We start from the raw sequence: 13698 nt of genomic DNA, 5'->3' as shown, positions 1-13698 counted from the left end.
TATTCCATTTGCGGGGTTCAGTAGAACACGCTCGAAAAACCTAAAAATAGTTACTAAGGTTAAAGCATTGAATTACATTGATAAAATCAAAGCTAACGGTTAATTAGGGTCCAGAAGAGTTGCAGTCGATCAGGGCAAACACCTGGTCACTGCGCATGGTCACGAACGCTGTAACGCACAACGCCCCATATCACGAGCTCGTCGCCTTCCATGATGTAGCGAGGCGGATATGCAGGGTTCTCGGACTTCAGGATGACTACGCCATCGCGCCGGTGCAGGCGCTTGCAAACTGGCTCGCTGTTCACCGCGGCAATCACCACATCGCCGTGTTCAGCCTCGCGGCCGCGATCGACAATGACGATATCTCCGGAATAGATCCCCGCCCCTTGCATGCTGTCGCCTTCCACTTTCACTAGATACACATGCGGCGCGCGGAGGTCGAATAACTCATCGAGGGAAATATGGCCTTCCAGGTGGTCCGCAGCAGGCGACGGGAACCCAGCCGGCACGCGAAACGAATACAGCGGAAGCGGTTCGGTACCGCCGGTTGGCGTACCCAAGAAAGTGATGGTCATGGTGGAAGGCCCGAAGAAAACTGTATGCATATACAGTAAATCCGGCATCAGCCGCTCGGTCAATCCTGGGCGATGAAAATTCTGACGGGCGTGAGGGGGAAATTATGTGCGGACGGTACTCGATTTATGAGTCGATGGATCACTACCTGCGGCAGCTATCTCTGGATCTGGTCGTAATCAATGGTTACGACCATGAACCGATCAGTCGCTTCAATGTGGCTCCTTCGACCCGCGTCGAGGTCATCCGCAGGTTAGACGATGGGCTGAGTGTGGATAGGGTCAAGTGGGGATGGTCGCCTTTCTGGGCGAAGGGGAAACGCCCGGACCCGATCAATGCTCGGGCCGAGACGGTGGTGATGGGAAAATTCTTTAAGGCTCTGTGGCCGAACGGAAGGGCTTTGGCGCCGGCAAATGGCTGGTTCGAATGGGTTCCAGATCCTGCAGACCCCAAGCGAAAGCAGCCGTACTACATCACGAGCGCCGATGGCGGACCTCTATTTTTTGCCGCGCTCGCAGAAGTACATCAGGGTCTGGAGCCAGATGAACGGGATGGATTTGTTGTCATCACAGCCGCTGCTGATCAAGGCCTGGTCGACATCCACGACAGAAAACCCCTGGTGCTCTCGCCTGAAACCGCTAAGGAATGGCTGGATCCAGCCACATCAGGCGAACGCTTGGAAGCAATTGTCGAGGCTGGATGCCGGCCAGCACAGGACTTCCGGTGGTTTCCAGTTGGAAAGGCGGTGGGGAATGTTAAAAACCAAGGCCATGAGCTGATTGAGCCGGTCAGTGAACAGAACCGCCAGGGCGACCTAGAGCTCTGAGCTGGTAGTCGGTTACCGCCTGGAACTGCGATTCGGCAATTAGCCGCAGACGCTCCACCTCTTTCGCCGGCTCACCCGAAGCCTGGGCCTCGTGATAACGCTTCATAGCGTCCATGGCGTTGGTGTACATGGGATGGTCAGGGTAAAGGATCGGCGGCTTACACTTCATCGGGGTTCCATCCTAAGAAGGCCATCACTGAATGGTAGCCGGTGCCCGACCTGCTTGGATTAACTGGTAATCGATAACCGCTTGGTATAGCGAATCCGCCAATAGGCGTAGGCGCTCGACCTCTTCAGGCGGCGCGCCACCTGTTTCCGCATCACGATGGGCCCGGACCGCTTCCAGAGCTTTCAGTAGGAAGGGCTCACCAGCGAGCGCCATCCCTTCCAGCGTTCTTTTCACGGATTAATCCTTTGGTGGAAGTCAGTGCATTATAGGCCGCTTCGCCCCAGTGCCCGCTATTCAGTGGATCGAGGCGATGCGGCTACAATTGACCCTGACTTCACACCCCGATAAGGCGGAAAACCGAGCTCCACCTTGGCGACTTCCTTAGCAGGGTTAGGCGGTTGACAGCTACGCCTTCGCGGCAGGCTTGAGTCTGAACGTAACCCCCATCCTGTTGAAAGCGTTCATTGCAGCAATCGTGGCAGTCAAATCTACCAAGTCTCGCTCGTTGAAGACCGCGGAGGCGGCAGCGTAGGCCTCGTCCGAAACATGGGTTTCTCCCACATTGGTCACCTCTTCTGCCCACTTCAATGCAGCGCGCTCTAGATCAGAGAATAAGTGTTCCGCCTCATGCCAAACCGCGACTAGCAGCACCTTGTCAACTGACATGCGGCCTTTGATCAAGTCGCGAGAGTGAAGATCGATGCAGAACGCGCAACCATTGATCTGTGATACTCGAAGGAAGACCAGATGTATCAACTCCGGAGGTAGATTCGTTCCGGTGGTTACATAGTGGTGTAACCCGGTCAGCGCTTTTGCTGCACCGGGAGACTTTTCAAACCAATTCATACGAGTCATACATACTCCATAAGCGCTTTCGTAAACACAGACGCATTTTATTGCGTACGCGGCTCGGCTCATGGGTCCAATCCGCTGTAATTTCTGGGTTCCAATAGGTGGCTAGGGCGCTTTTCTGCCTCCCTGCTTCCCTGCTTCCTTGCTATGGAGAGAACTTTCCAAAACCGTCGATCACCGCCTCGCATGCCAGGCCGGCTATTCGGCTTCGCTCAAGCGCCGTCGCGAGGTCTCCCGCCATTCGGTCAGCTTCTTCAAGCAATCCCCCGAGCACCACGACGGCAGGGGTTCCTGCCTGGCGCTGCTGGGCAGCAATGGCACCGCAGGTGGCTCGGTGTCCGTCCCGCAGTCTGGCGATTTCCCCGTGCAGCCCACCAGCAGCAGACTCAGCAGCAGCGGCTCGGCCTTGGGCCAGTTCCAGTTGTTGTCGTGCACTTTCATCCTCCTTGTCCGCCACGGCCTGGCGGCGATGTTCTTCGGTTCTGGCCTGGGCCGCCGCGCGCCGGTCACGCTCAGCCACCTGCAGGCGGTAGTCGGCCAACTCGATGCGGGCAGCACCGGTTTCGCCCTGGGCAACCACCACCCGGTACTGCTGGCCACCGGCGACAAGCACCAGGCCTATCAGCCACCAGCACCAGGCCGGCACCGCGCCGAGCCAGGTCATGCCAGGGCCCTCCGCACGCCCTCGTCAATCACCTGGTCTGGGTATGGATTACCGCCGTTTTCGTGCAGGATGATGCCGAGCACCATCGCACGCAGCGTGGCAGGGTCCTTGATGTTGATCGGGTCGGTGGGTCGCACGCCGATGCGCTTGGCCACGGCCGCAGCGTAAGTCTGGGTGTCGTTCTCGCTGCTGGGCGCCCAGCGGCTGATGGTTTCCAGCACGGTATCGATTCCCTTCCCGCCCACTCCGGGCATGCCGTCTTTACCGCGGTAGTTGATGAGCAGCTTGCCCAAGGCGCGGATGCCGTTCTCGGGCTCGTCGAAGCGTGCAAAGCGCGGCTCGGGCACTCCTACCTCAATGCCCAACTGGCCCTGCCAGGAGTTGCGGGGGTTGAAATCGATGTTGCCAGGGTTGTTGTTGCGTGCACCGCGTGCAGTCATGGGTTATCTCCAGGCAAAAAAATACCGGCTCGCGGCAGGTGGTGTTCTTTGGACAGTAAATCCGTTCAGCCGGATCAGGCAGGTGGCGTGGGCCATTCAATATTTGCGGGGTAGTCCGCTTGATCGGGCAGACGACTCAGCAACACGCGATAGCGCTTCCATTCCGTCAGCATCGCTGCCTCTTCATTGGTAGCCATGTCCAGGTCAATCGCATCCTGCAATGGGGCAATCGCTGCATCGGCCGATGCACGGCGCAAGGCGATATCCGCGACCACTGCTGACAGCAGGTGGGCACTGGCAGCCTCGGCCTTCATCTCTGCAGTAACGACCTGCGACCAATCGATCACGCCCGCGACGGACTGCTGCTCGGCAACCTCAAGCCCTGGCAGCATCACCGGACCATCAGCTGGGTTGAGGATATCGACAGGGAACCGGGCCTCCTCTGGCGCATTCGCCCCATGGGGCAGCATAAGGGTGACAACTAGGTGGCCGTCGATACGCTCCACCGGGGCAATCAGAAATCCGTCACCAATCGCTTCCGCCGGAAGAGTTGCACCGTCGGACAGCGGGCCAAGGTCGTACGCCTTGCCGTTGATGACCAGGGTATCGCCCGATTTGGTCACGACCAGGGCGAGATCCGAGCGAACTGGGGACAATTTAACGATCATCAGTACCACCTCCCGATGGCAATAAGCCTGCGCACAACGCTCACTGTTTGGCTGGCTGTATTCATGATGTAGAAAGCGCAGGCGGACGTCGTCGTCGAGCCAGCCACCTCGCTTGCCCAAAGGTTGGCCGCAGCCCCCGATGGCGAGCAGGAGACTGCAGGTACAGCCGCAAAAGGCGCAGGGAAGCTCCAAGACAGGGCCGAGGAGTAATAGAGCGCCCCGCTAGCGATTAAGGTCGCAACACTTCCGCTGACAGTTCCCGTGCAGATCATCGTGCCATCGGCTAACTTGACGTACTCACCATTCGCATTGCTACCGCGCTCAATAATGCCCCCGGTTGGAACACCTGCTGATTGTGACACCGGGCCAACAATGTCCGTCCTTGAGAGCTTTTCGCTCCAGGCGCTCCACACTCCTGAAACAAGAACTCGGGTATAGGATTTGGATGCCACGCCGGCCGTCATACCCCATAGCCTCTGGATAACCAGAGCGCCGTGCGCCTGAACTTCGAGATAATAGGCAGTGCCAGTCGCAGGAAGGTTTACCCCTCCTGCCGCGAGAGCGTAATTACCCAAATCAGTGACGGTATTGGCATCGGTTCCCCCGCCCAGCGGTATCGAGGTAACGGTCAGCCCGTAGTCACCGTTCTTGAGGAGTCGTCCAGCAGTCTTGTCTGTGGAGGACGTGGTGACGTTTGCCGTCGAGGCTGTGCCCAGTCCGGCAATGGTGGCGCCAAACTGGTCGATGAGCTGCCGTAGGCGATCAGCCGATTCCTTCACATAACCCTGCATGGGGGCAAGGCCGTACGCCCCGGCGGCAATCGTAGCCCCCTGGTAGGCAGGGAGAATGCTGAGCACCGTAGCACTTGCGATGTTGGTCACTTCGTACCAGCGGCCATCAGGGCCTTGGAAGGCATCACCTACCCGGGCATTTGCGGAGAAGCTGGTACCCGTACCGGTCACCGTAGTCTGGCCGGCCGTGATTGCGACCGTGCCTGTTCTATACCATGGCATGCATAGTTCCTTTCAAAGAGGCTTCATGGGGCGGGAAGCGAACAGAGTTCGCCCGTTCACGCTGAGCGGGTTGATACCATCGAAGTTTTCGCAGTACATCTGCAACACATCGCGGCGATCAGGCAGAAATCCGCCGTAATTGGCTCGGATTGGCTGGGCTGTCTGGGTGACGTTGGTGGCCGAGAAAAGAGCATTGGCTAGAACGTAGTCGGCATAGTTGCCGGTCCAGCCCATCTGCGCTGGGGATGCGTAATAGCCAGCACCCGATATCGGCGGCCCTGCCGTGTAGAACGAATTATTCGCCGGCTGACTGTTGAGCAGCGCCAGGTTCGCTGATGTCACGAAGGTGCGATTGCTCGACGCGTCACGAACCGAGGCGCCGTATTGGCCGATAGATGCGTCTGGAGTCATGTAACTCGCGCAGAACCAGTTGATCATCATCGGGTGCAGGGCCACGCTGCCGTGAGCGGGCTGGTTGTTGTAGGCCTTAATTCGAAAACCGGTCCAGTTACCGGGCGACCCCATGATGAAGAAACTGCCCACCATCATGTAGTTGTCAGCGTTGAGGAAGATCAGCGGGCGTTCGTAGGTGGTGACCGGTTGCGGAAACGTCACAATGCCATATTGGATCTGGATTCCGCTGGACGGCCCCTGGAAGCCTATGTTCAGGCGCCCGTTGTACCGAACGCTCAGCACCCTATTGATCGCGTCAATCTGGGTGCGGACGTTGTTGTTCGACGTCCTGATCCCATAACTTCCAGGGGCTGAAAAGGGTTCGCCACCTTGGGAGAGAATCATCACCTGCCATGTTTGCGTGCCAGGTTGGCGCAGCTGCAACTGGCCCGTTGTTGCCCAGGCCGGCGGACTCCAGGTGTTGTCGCCTCCGTCGTACAAAGCATCGACAACCACAAACGACGCGGCCTGGATTTCAGGGATCGAGATGTACTGGTCGAATCCCCCGTTGCCCGCCACCTGCATCATCTTCAGTGAGCGAATGGGAGTAATTGTGGTGTCCAGAGTGATGGCTCCGGCTGCATCACGCGTCCGGAGCCCGTAAAGGTCAGCCATCAGGTAAGTCTCCCCACCGCCGCGCGCTCTATACCATTGACGTCATAGACGTAGAGACCGTCGTTCGTAAGCGCCGTAGTACCTTCGGCGCTCTGCCCCCGAACAACGAATGTGCCGTTGACCATGTTGAGCTCAATCAGCGGAAGCCCCTGCGAATTCACGGCCTGGGACCGCAAGGTCATCCCCAACACAACCTGTTGGATGAATGCCTGGTTGATGAATGCAGAGTTCATGAACACCTGCCCATTCTCGACAACGAACGGCGAGGAAAGCGCTCCATTGATGCCGTTGACCACTGCAAATCGGTCTGCCGACACTAGGAACTGGCTTTGCAGGCCGGCGGGGCCGTTCTCGATACCAAGGCCGACACCGGCAGCCACGTACTGACCCTGCGACGTAACCTGTAGCTTCACCGACCACATGGCGCTGGCCTTGCCTTCCAAGGTCGCGAGCGCCTGGCTTGTGGTTTGCACAGAAGCGCTGGTCTTAGCCAGCTCACCGTTTGTTTGTCCGATGGAAGCTTCCAGTGTTTCCGAACGCCTGGCCTGTGCCTCATCTCCTGTGGCTCGCACTCTCGATTCGTCAGCGATCTTCGCCGTGGCCTCCCACGACTTCATGGCGCTGGCGAGATCCCCCTCACCGTTGTCGTCCCGGTCGGTTTGTGGGATGACGAACGAGGCCTCCATCAGGCCGAGACGCTGGGTGATAGCCTCATCACCAGCGACGCGCGCCTGCTCTTCATCACTGATCGCCGATTCAGCGCCATCAACCCTGGCGTTCACCTGCTGCAGTCGCGATGCTGTCGATGCTTCGTTGTCAGTGACAGCTTTATCAAGCTGCGCGATGCCAGCAGTGTTTTCCCCGACCTTGGTGTCTACATCCGCGAAGCGGCTGGCGGTTGCCTGCTCATTGGTCACAACCGTCTGCTCAAGGGTGCGAATGCTGCTGACGTTGTCGGCTACCCGCGACTCAACCATGACCAGCCGGCTGGCCATGGCCTCGTTCTGGCTCGCTCTGGTTCGCGACTCTTCCGAGACCTTGGCCAGGTCGGATAACTTCGACTTGAGGTTTTGCAGGCTTCCGCTCAGGTCGGAGGCCTTGATCTGTCCAGTCTCGATTGCTCGGGCCAAGGACACAGAACACGTCTGCCAAGACCTGCAGCAAGCGAACTGGGCCAAGGTGCCGCGCTCGGACATCGGAATCGCCTCCCCATGCTGCCAAGGCTTCACCAATGCCCGCGGCAAGAAGAGCGGCAACCCAGAGCATGACGCATCGCGATCGACAGCCTGGGCGGTGCCATCTGCTGCTGAAGTGCTTGATCAGGACGCCTGGGTTGTCGAGAACGTGCCCGAGTTCGTGAACTGGGTGCTCTACCCCAGCTGGGTGGATGCGATGCGGCGCCTGGGCTACCAGGTCGCGCCGCATATCATCGATTGCGCCGACCTGGGCGTGCCGCAGCATCGAGTCCGCCTGTTCCTGATCTGCACCAAGAGCAAGGCGCCGATTCAGTTGCAGCTGCAGCAGTGCGAGCACGTGCCGGCCAGCAGCTTCCTCGACTTCAACGCGGGGCGCTGGTCACCGATCGAGAAACCAGGCCGGGCCCAGGCCACGCTGGACCGGGTGCGCAATGGCCGCCAGCGCTTCGGCGACCGCTTCATCATGCCCTACTACGGCAAAGGCTCCGGCACCACCGGCAGGGACATCAACCGGCCGATCGGCACCATCACCACCCTAGACCGCTGGGCGCTGGTCGACGGCGACCGCATGCGGATGCTCAGCGCCAGCGAGGCCCTGGCCGCCATGTCGTTCCCGGCTGACACCCTGCGGCCGAACAATCATCGGCTGACCATGCATATGGCCGGCAATGCGGTACCGCCGCTGGCCGGGCAGCGAGTGATCGAGGCATTACTTAGGGCAGCTTAACCCCCCTTGCTTACGCGTCTCAATAATGGCGTTAGTTTAGGCTGATACCGACTCCACAATTATGGAGGCTACACAACGTAAATTCAGACCAGTTGCTGCCGTCAGTGGATACCGAAAGTGTATCTTCATTGCCTTTCAGAAAATAACCTTCAAACTGCATATCAACCCGCTCAATAACTAGCGCATGGGGCGGGCATACCTTTAGCTGCAACGCTATGTCACCGAGACCACGACGAATTGTCACTCGTGCGCCCTCGACCTCCACGTCCCAATTTTCATCGCCAGCATACCAAACATTGTCAACGATCTTCAGGGTGGTTGCACCGGTGACATCAGATAACAGGCCAGACAAAAGTACCGGACCACCTTCCTCCACAGGGGGGCTGAAGGAAAGTACGTCTACACCATGAATTTGAATCAACACGCCGCAATTAAAAAAACTTACGCCTGCAAATTTTACATCAATAGGATCTGGCCCAAAGTCAAATAATTCAGAAGCAAATCCTTGCTGCTTGCACTTCGGATTTTTGTTTGCTCTAGCGACAGTAGCCGCTGAAAGTGTCCCGCGAGCCCGCTTCTGGTTGCACTGCATACATAACAGTGTCATCCCTTTAGGATTGTGCTCTCTGGCATCTTTGAAGTCTGGATCAAAATGCTCGTAGTCATAATAAGCCAACCCACATATAACGCATCCAAATCCACATCTACTCCGAATTTCGCGGCGGACATCCTGCGGGACATAGCGCCCGAGGCCGTACTGATTTCGCTCTCCCATCCCAGCCCCCAAACTGCCCAAATAAAACCCGAAATATAGACCGCGAGGTATCCCCATGCCCACAGAAAACCGATCCAGCAACACAGAGATGGTCAGCGTGCCGCGTGAGCACGAACTGAAGATTCGACAGACCCCGCTGGCTGACCTGCTCAGCGGCCTCAAGACCTGCGAGGTCCGGGATTGCTCAGACCGTGAGTTTGCAGTGGGCGACACGGTTCTGCTCCGCGAGATCGACGATGCCCGCGACTACACCGGCACGGTTCTACGCAGGACTATCACCCATGTGCAAAAGCACTATGGCCTACCGGATCACTTGTGCGTGCTGAGTTACGGCCAGCCAGCCCCGCAGCCGCACCCCGAGCCTATAGCCTGGATGGTTGGTACTGCCTACTGGTGGGCCATAGAAGAGGCAGAGAGGGATGCGTCGGCGACTGGGCTGCCGATTGTTGGGCTGGGAGCGATTACCGACGCCGCTGAGGTTGAGCAGCTGCGAGCTGCCTTGAAGTTCTACGCCGACCGGGACCACTTCGCTGAAGACATTGGCAGCGACTGGGACAGCGTGAGCGGCGAGCCCGCGAACATGCTCTGGCACGAACATGAATCCTGGTTTGTGGAGGATGGCTCGATTGCCAGGGCCGCGCTCTCGGGAAAGTCTGAGCAGGATCAAAGGCTGAGAATCGCAGATCCCTCTGCGATTTCGAGTCAGGCCGGTAACGAAGGCCGAGCTTTCTGGCTCAGGAAGATGACCCACGCATCATATGACTGCTGATGCCAGGACACCGCATCGTCCCAAGGGACGCCGGTAATTTCGCCGTTAGAAATCAGGTGTCTGAGCCTGGAATTTGAGGCATCCAGTTCAAGGAGGTGCCGATGAGCCATGTAGCGAAAATCATCGTTGCTTAGCATTGGACTGATGTCCTGAAGGGCTGGCCCGGGGATACGTGCCGATGTCCCTGTGCATTTATTGTGACATCAAATCGAAGCGGCAGCTCCGTAAATCGGCACGGAGCACATTTGTACTCCTAAGCTGCAACACCTCCCCCTCTATTCACTGCCGCGATATGGCGGCCAAGGAACACGCATGCCTGCAAAACAGTATCCGCTGGAGGTGCAAAGCGTCGGCAGCGACACCTACATCGCGATGAGCAAAGGGCACCACGACCTTGAGGTGTTCATGACTGAAGCCGTTAAGGAATACCCAGGCTGGTTCCTGGGTGGCCCGCAACACAAATGGTGCAAGACCGTGCCGGATCGCTCGGGCGAGTTTGCACATCGGTATGTGTTCGTCGAGGAAGGCACGCCAGGCGCATGGCCGGCGACCTACTGCTGGGAGTTCGGCGAGGACTACAAGCGCTACAACGCCGAGGTGCAGCCATGACCCGCCTCGCCCTCTGCCTCCTGCTGCTGGCCACCCTGGCCGGCTGCATCAAGCAACCAGGTCACCTGGAAGTGAAAGAAGACCCGGCGCGCGCCGTCACCTGCTGGCAGTCGGATAGCGGCATGTCCTGCTTGCCCAACTGGATGCTCAAGAAGCCTGAGCCAGAACGTTGCATGACCCACGACCTCAAGTTAGAGGCCTGCCGCAAGCTCTTCAGGGAGAACGCCGATAACCAGCGCCAGCTCTCCCCGCACGAAACCCAACCCGAACCTACACCCGCTCTGGCGCCTGGGCGCTGGATTGATGAGAGGTATGAGCTGTGAGCAAGGTAATCCACTTGGTCTCGCACTTCTGGTGCTTCGACGATCATGACTGCCAGATCGCGTGCAACCAGGCCGGCGAAGACATGGACGGATCTGACCGACCGCAAGAGGTCACCTGCAAGAAGTGCCTACGGGTCTACGCGGCGCACGAGCGGCAGGGTCAGGAACAACGCAGAAAGCGCTTGGCCGCACAGCAGGTGGCGCCATGACCGATCTGATTGAAGTGAGGGTATCCAACCTGGTCGGCGCGCCGCTGGACTGGGCAGTGGCCAAGGTGCTCGGATGGCGAATGGTGCGAGTACCGGCCGACATTGACGGAAACAACGGTGGAGAGATTCTTGCGCCACCGGATCTCAGCAAAGACTTTCAGTTCCCGCCCCGGGGCGCAGTCCCAGTTGGCTACTTTCTGCGCCGCTGGTCTACCGACTGGAGCCAGGGCGGCCCGCTGATAGACAAGCATGGAGGCAGCGTTCAGCACGATCGAGGTGTGCCGCTTAGCACCCGCTATAGCGCTGGGCCGGATGGTGATTCGGTCTGGTGCTATGGACCAACGCCACTTATCGCATTCTGCCGAGGCCTAGTCCGCTACAAGCTCGGCGATACCGTCCTGGTGCCGAAGGAGCTTCTGCAATGACCGAAGTTCACCGTTACAAAGCCGTCAAGATGCTTTCCGAGGCAGGAAATCGCATCAGCTACGACCCGCACGGCCCTGATGTCGTGATGGCTGAGGCCTACGACCAGCTGAGGGCCGAGAACGAGGCGCTGCGTAAGGATGCCGAGAGGTACCGCGTCCTCCGCCAAGCAGATGTCGACACAATCCATAACGGCGGCCTATTCGCCGGCCTGACACCCGACAACATCGTGATTAACGGTCACGACCTGGATCGGCGCACCGACGCCGTGATCGCAGCACACAAGGAGGTGCAGCCATGATCGCCCTCGCTTACATGGCCTACCTGATCTACAGGGGGCCGCGATGAAAATTCACCAGGTCGACACTCAGCAGGAGTTCCCATGGGCTACATCAACCCGCTACTGAAACTGCCAGCGGGCCAGGCCCTGCTGAAGCTTCCCGCAGAGGACAGGGCGCGGATCGAAGCAGTGCTGCGCGAACTGCGCGCCCAGGCTGACGCCGAGGCCGAAAACTCATGGCTTCGGCGCAAGGGCCCGATGGCTGCCTACTGGCGCGCCGTCTCGACCTACGCCCGCCACTTGGCGCACGCCCTTTCGCGTAACGCCCAGTCGTAACTCCTCCCCCTACAACTCAAGCCCGCGACATGCGCGGGCATGGAGAGGCTCATGCTCAATTTTTTGGCCCGCCTGTTCAAGCGCAAGAAGAAGCCGGCACAACGCGCTGCGCTCGGCCCGACCGGGTATGCACGTGGCCACAGCCCGGCATCCGGCCGGCAAGACCCGATGCTCGACCCGCTCAACCCCATGAGCCCAATCAGCCCTATGCATCCCACACATCTGGCGGACAGCTACGAGCCGGCTCGCTCGAGCAGTTCGTGTGCCAGTCGGGACTACGGCAGCTACGACAGCGGCAGCAGCTACTCGTCGAGCGACAGCAGCAGCTCCAGCGATAGCGGCTCCAGCTCGAGCAGCTGCGACTGACCACCAACCTGCCGCAACCGGCGGCGTGGAGACCATCCCATGGATATCGAAAGCACCGGTGACGTAGACAAGGTCACCGAGCAGCGAATGGCTGAACTCATCGGCTGCACCAAACGCTCCCTGGAACACCGGCGCCTGGATGGGAAGATTCCCGCAGGCGTCTGGATGAAACACGGCGGCCGGATCATTTACAGCATAAAGAGGTATGACGAATGGCTGGAAAGCCAATGGGTTTACCCCGCGGGGTCGAAATCTTCCGCAACTCCCTCCGCATTCGTTTCACATGGGACGGTATCCGTCGATGCGAAACGCTCCCCTATCCCCCGACACAAAAGGGGATCAAGGCTGCATCCAACCTTCGCGATCAGGTAACAAGCCTCAACAAGCTCGGTCTCCTTGACCAGGACAAGTACGCCGAGCTTTTCCCTAGCTCACAGGCGGCGGTCGGCGGAAAGCCGACATTCGGCGAGTACGCGCAGCTCTGGCTGGACAGCCGCGAAATCACTCAGGGCACGCACAACAACTACAAGAGCGCCCTCAACCTGTACTGGGTGCCACGCCTGGCTCTGGTCCGTATCGACCTGATCACAACCACCCTGCTCCGCCGCGTCATCAGCGATACCGAATGGACCTCGGCAAACGTGAAGCGCAACGCGATTACGAGGCTGTCGACGATCCTGGCTGCGGCAACCCGGGAAGGCCTACTGGCCAAGAACCCCGCCGAGGTGATTGAGTTGCCGAAGCGGTCGCGTAAGGAGATCGACCCGTTCACTCTGGCCGAAGCCAACACCATCATCGACAAGCTCTACGAACACAAGCATTGGCCGAGCCTCATCTACGCTGCATTGTTCGAATTCATGTTCTTCACCGGCCTCCGCCTGTCGGAGGCATTGGCAGTGCGCTGGGATGTGATCGATATGGAAAAGAGGACCTTGCACGTAAAGAGGACCGTCGCCTTGGGCGAGGTGGAGGAAAGGACGAAAACAGGAAGGGATCGGTTCGTTCTGCTGAATGATCGAGCCTTACGCGCGATTCAGTTCGCCAGGGAGTATGCGGACCGCCGCAGGCATGGGAAGGGAGCGATCACCGAAACCCCATATCTGTTTCCGCCGTCGAAGAGCGCCGAGTACGTGAAACAGACCTCCGACCTGCACAAGCAGTGGGTGCCGGTGCTGAATGAGCTGGGCATTCGGCGTCGTCCCCCATATAACTGCCGGCACACCTATGCGACAATATGCTTAATGTCCGGCCTCAACCCCGCATTTATCGCCCAACAGCTGGGTCACAGCGTTCAAATGCTGCTGTCGACGTATGCCCGTTGGCTCAACTCAAGCTCCGACTGGAGCGAGCTGGAAAAACTCAAGATTGGTATCAAATCGGTATCAGGTTGAAAGCCAGCTCTGTAAGTGACT

Annotated in this window: 21 protein-coding genes; 10 read left to right on the top strand and 11 right to left on the bottom strand. The window is 58.8% G+C overall.

Annotated elements, in window-relative coordinates; all coding sequences use genetic code 11:
* Window positions 1–146 precede the first annotated feature (146 nt).
* Window positions 147–575, bottom strand: a complete 429-nt coding sequence (locus WM94_RS23430) for a LexA family transcriptional regulator (RefSeq protein WP_061305543.1) — start codon at window positions 573–575, stop codon at window positions 147–149.
* Window positions 576–679: 104 nt separating this feature from the next.
* Here WM94_RS23430 and WM94_RS23425 point away from each other — a divergent pair, with 104 nt between their 5' ends.
* Entirely contained in the window at window positions 680–1399 is a 720-nt protein-coding gene (locus tag WM94_RS23425; protein WP_061552212.1) for an SOS response-associated peptidase family protein, read from the top strand.
* On the opposite strand, the gene WM94_RS23420 is transcribed toward WM94_RS23425, so the two are convergent.
* From WM94_RS23420 to WM94_RS23375, 9 genes are all read right to left on the bottom strand, one after another.
* Window positions 1362–1568 carry a hypothetical protein gene (locus WM94_RS23420; RefSeq protein ID WP_061552211.1) on the bottom strand — a complete coding sequence of 69 codons (207 nt, stop codon included), beginning with the start codon at window positions 1566–1568 and terminating at the stop codon, window positions 1362–1364. The two genes, WM94_RS23425 and WM94_RS23420, sit on opposite strands and share 38 nt — an antisense overlap.
* Window positions 1569–1592: 24 nt before the next feature.
* Window positions 1593–1802, bottom strand: a complete 210-nt coding sequence (locus WM94_RS23415; RefSeq protein ID WP_061552210.1) for a hypothetical protein — start codon at window positions 1800–1802, stop codon at window positions 1593–1595.
* A 171-nt stretch (window positions 1803–1973) separates the two neighbouring features.
* Window positions 1974–2423, bottom strand: coding sequence for a carboxymuconolactone decarboxylase family protein (locus WM94_RS23410; RefSeq protein ID WP_019097713.1), 450 nt, complete (start codon window positions 2421–2423; stop codon window positions 1974–1976).
* Window positions 2424–2565: 142 nt separating this feature from the next.
* Window positions 2566–3084, bottom strand: coding sequence for a DUF2514 family protein (locus WM94_RS23405; RefSeq protein WP_061552209.1), 519 nt, complete (start codon window positions 3082–3084; stop codon window positions 2566–2568).
* The gene (locus WM94_RS23400) at window positions 3081–3524 is read right to left on the bottom strand and encodes a structural protein P5 (protein ID WP_061552208.1); all 444 of its coding nucleotides are present in this window, start codon (window positions 3522–3524) and stop codon (window positions 3081–3083) included. Before WM94_RS23400 ends, WM94_RS23405 begins: the two co-directional genes overlap by 4 nt.
* A gap of 74 nt (window positions 3525–3598) precedes the next feature.
* Complete coding sequence (locus WM94_RS31035; protein ID WP_305728131.1) at window positions 3599–4192, bottom strand: tail fiber assembly protein; 594 nt, start codon at window positions 4190–4192, stop codon at window positions 3599–3601.
* On the bottom strand, window positions 4192–5205 hold the full coding sequence (locus WM94_RS30525; RefSeq protein WP_061552207.1) for a pyocin knob domain-containing protein: 1014 nt from the start codon (window positions 5203–5205) through the stop codon (window positions 4192–4194). Before WM94_RS30525 ends, WM94_RS31035 begins: the two co-directional genes overlap by 1 nt.
* Window positions 5206–5217: 12 nt before the next feature.
* Window positions 5218–6273, bottom strand: coding sequence for a hypothetical protein (locus tag WM94_RS23380; protein ID WP_061552206.1), 1056 nt, complete (start codon window positions 6271–6273; stop codon window positions 5218–5220).
* The gene (locus tag WM94_RS23375; protein WP_256207042.1) at window positions 6273–7403 is read right to left on the bottom strand and encodes a DUF1983 domain-containing protein; all 1131 of its coding nucleotides are present in this window, start codon (window positions 7401–7403) and stop codon (window positions 6273–6275) included. Before WM94_RS23375 ends, WM94_RS23380 begins: the two co-directional genes overlap by 1 nt.
* Between WM94_RS23375 and WM94_RS23370 the strand changes: the two genes are divergently transcribed.
* A complete protein-coding gene (locus WM94_RS23370; RefSeq protein WP_177342423.1) occupies window positions 7372–8196 on the top strand; it encodes a DNA cytosine methyltransferase in 825 nt (274 codons plus the stop codon). The two genes, WM94_RS23375 and WM94_RS23370, sit on opposite strands and share 32 nt — an antisense overlap.
* A gap of 31 nt (window positions 8197–8227) precedes the next feature.
* Here WM94_RS23370 and WM94_RS29645 read toward each other — a convergent pair whose 3' ends face one another.
* The gene (locus WM94_RS29645; protein ID WP_256207041.1) at window positions 8228–8872 is read right to left on the bottom strand and encodes a hypothetical protein; all 645 of its coding nucleotides are present in this window, start codon (window positions 8870–8872) and stop codon (window positions 8228–8230) included.
* A gap of 154 nt (window positions 8873–9026) precedes the next feature.
* On the opposite strand from WM94_RS29645, the gene WM94_RS29640 reads away from it, so the two are divergent.
* The 8 genes from WM94_RS29640 to WM94_RS23325 all read left to right on the top strand — a co-directional run bounded on the left by WM94_RS29640 (window position 9027) and on the right by WM94_RS23325 (window position 13677).
* Entirely contained in the window at window positions 9027–9740 is a 714-nt protein-coding gene (locus WM94_RS29640; protein WP_156485996.1) for a DUF3850 domain-containing protein, read from the top strand.
* Between the two features lie 312 nt (window positions 9741–10052).
* Window positions 10053–10349: a hypothetical protein gene (locus WM94_RS23360; RefSeq protein ID WP_061552204.1), complete on the top strand. Its 297-nt coding sequence runs from the start codon at window positions 10053–10055 to the stop codon at window positions 10347–10349.
* A complete protein-coding gene (locus tag WM94_RS23355; protein WP_061552203.1) occupies window positions 10346–10672 on the top strand; it encodes a hypothetical protein in 327 nt (108 codons plus the stop codon). Before WM94_RS23360 ends, WM94_RS23355 begins: the two co-directional genes overlap by 4 nt.
* 205 nt (window positions 10673–10877) lie before the next feature.
* A complete protein-coding gene (locus WM94_RS23345; protein WP_061552202.1) occupies window positions 10878–11306 on the top strand; it encodes a phage protein NinX family protein in 429 nt (142 codons plus the stop codon).
* Window positions 11303–11605, top strand: coding sequence for a hypothetical protein (locus tag WM94_RS23340; RefSeq protein ID WP_061552201.1), 303 nt, complete (start codon window positions 11303–11305; stop codon window positions 11603–11605). Before WM94_RS23345 ends, WM94_RS23340 begins: the two co-directional genes overlap by 4 nt.
* 81 nt (window positions 11606–11686) lie before the next feature.
* On the top strand, window positions 11687–11920 hold the full coding sequence (locus WM94_RS23335) for a hypothetical protein (RefSeq protein WP_061552200.1): 234 nt from the start codon (window positions 11687–11689) through the stop codon (window positions 11918–11920).
* A gap of 51 nt (window positions 11921–11971) precedes the next feature.
* Window positions 11972–12286, top strand: coding sequence for a hypothetical protein (locus WM94_RS23330; RefSeq protein WP_061552199.1), 315 nt, complete (start codon window positions 11972–11974; stop codon window positions 12284–12286).
* A 212-nt stretch (window positions 12287–12498) separates the two neighbouring features.
* Window positions 12499–13677 carry a tyrosine-type recombinase/integrase gene (locus WM94_RS23325; RefSeq protein WP_061552198.1) on the top strand — a complete coding sequence of 393 codons (1179 nt, stop codon included), beginning with the start codon at window positions 12499–12501 and terminating at the stop codon, window positions 13675–13677.
* Window positions 13678–13698: the final 21 nt, after the last annotated feature.

The organism is Pseudomonas sp. ABFPK, assembly GCF_001586765.1.
GTDB lineage: Bacteria > Pseudomonadota > Gammaproteobacteria > Pseudomonadales > Pseudomonadaceae > Aquipseudomonas > Aquipseudomonas asiatica.
This window is presented reverse-complemented; position numbering and strand designations above follow the sequence as displayed.

What these genes read in the sequence shown, in the direction of transcription:
- WM94_RS31035 (WP_305728131.1), bottom strand. Translation starts at nt 4,192, where the DNA reads ATGATCGTTAAATTGTCCCCAGTTCGCTCGGATCTCGCCCTGGTCGTG.
- WM94_RS23330 (WP_061552199.1), top strand. Translation starts at nt 11,972, where the DNA reads ATGCTCAATTTTTTGGCCCGCCTGTTCAAGCGCAAGAAGAAGCCGGCA.
- WM94_RS23410 (WP_019097713.1), bottom strand. Translation starts at nt 2,423, where the DNA reads ATGACTCGTATGAATTGGTTTGAAAAGTCTCCCGGTGCAGCAAAAGCG.
- WM94_RS23380 (WP_061552206.1), bottom strand. Translation starts at nt 6,273, where the DNA reads ATGGCTGACCTTTACGGGCTCCGGACGCGTGATGCAGCCGGAGCCATC.
- WM94_RS23425 (WP_061552212.1), top strand. Translation starts at nt 680, where the DNA reads ATGTGCGGACGGTACTCGATTTATGAGTCGATGGATCACTACCTGCGG.
- WM94_RS23335 (WP_061552200.1), top strand. Translation starts at nt 11,687, where the DNA reads ATGGGCTACATCAACCCGCTACTGAAACTGCCAGCGGGCCAGGCCCTG.
- WM94_RS23340 (WP_061552201.1), top strand. Translation starts at nt 11,303, where the DNA reads ATGACCGAAGTTCACCGTTACAAAGCCGTCAAGATGCTTTCCGAGGCA.
- WM94_RS23430 (WP_061305543.1), bottom strand. Translation starts at nt 575, where the DNA reads ATGACCATCACTTTCTTGGGTACGCCAACCGGCGGTACCGAACCGCTT.
- WM94_RS23325 (WP_061552198.1), top strand. Translation starts at nt 12,499, where the DNA reads ATGGCTGGAAAGCCAATGGGTTTACCCCGCGGGGTCGAAATCTTCCGC.
- WM94_RS30525 (WP_061552207.1), bottom strand. Translation starts at nt 5,205, where the DNA reads ATGCCATGGTATAGAACAGGCACGGTCGCAATCACGGCCGGCCAGACT.
- WM94_RS23345 (WP_061552202.1), top strand. Translation starts at nt 10,878, where the DNA reads ATGACCGATCTGATTGAAGTGAGGGTATCCAACCTGGTCGGCGCGCCG.
- WM94_RS23420 (WP_061552211.1), bottom strand. Translation starts at nt 1,568, where the DNA reads ATGAAGTGTAAGCCGCCGATCCTTTACCCTGACCATCCCATGTACACC.
- WM94_RS23400 (WP_061552208.1), bottom strand. Translation starts at nt 3,524, where the DNA reads ATGACTGCACGCGGTGCACGCAACAACAACCCTGGCAACATCGATTTC.
- WM94_RS29640 (WP_156485996.1), top strand. Translation starts at nt 9,027, where the DNA reads ATGCCCACAGAAAACCGATCCAGCAACACAGAGATGGTCAGCGTGCCG.
- WM94_RS23360 (WP_061552204.1), top strand. Translation starts at nt 10,053, where the DNA reads ATGCCTGCAAAACAGTATCCGCTGGAGGTGCAAAGCGTCGGCAGCGAC.
- WM94_RS23355 (WP_061552203.1), top strand. Translation starts at nt 10,346, where the DNA reads ATGACCCGCCTCGCCCTCTGCCTCCTGCTGCTGGCCACCCTGGCCGGC.
- WM94_RS23405 (WP_061552209.1), bottom strand. Translation starts at nt 3,084, where the DNA reads ATGACCTGGCTCGGCGCGGTGCCGGCCTGGTGCTGGTGGCTGATAGGC.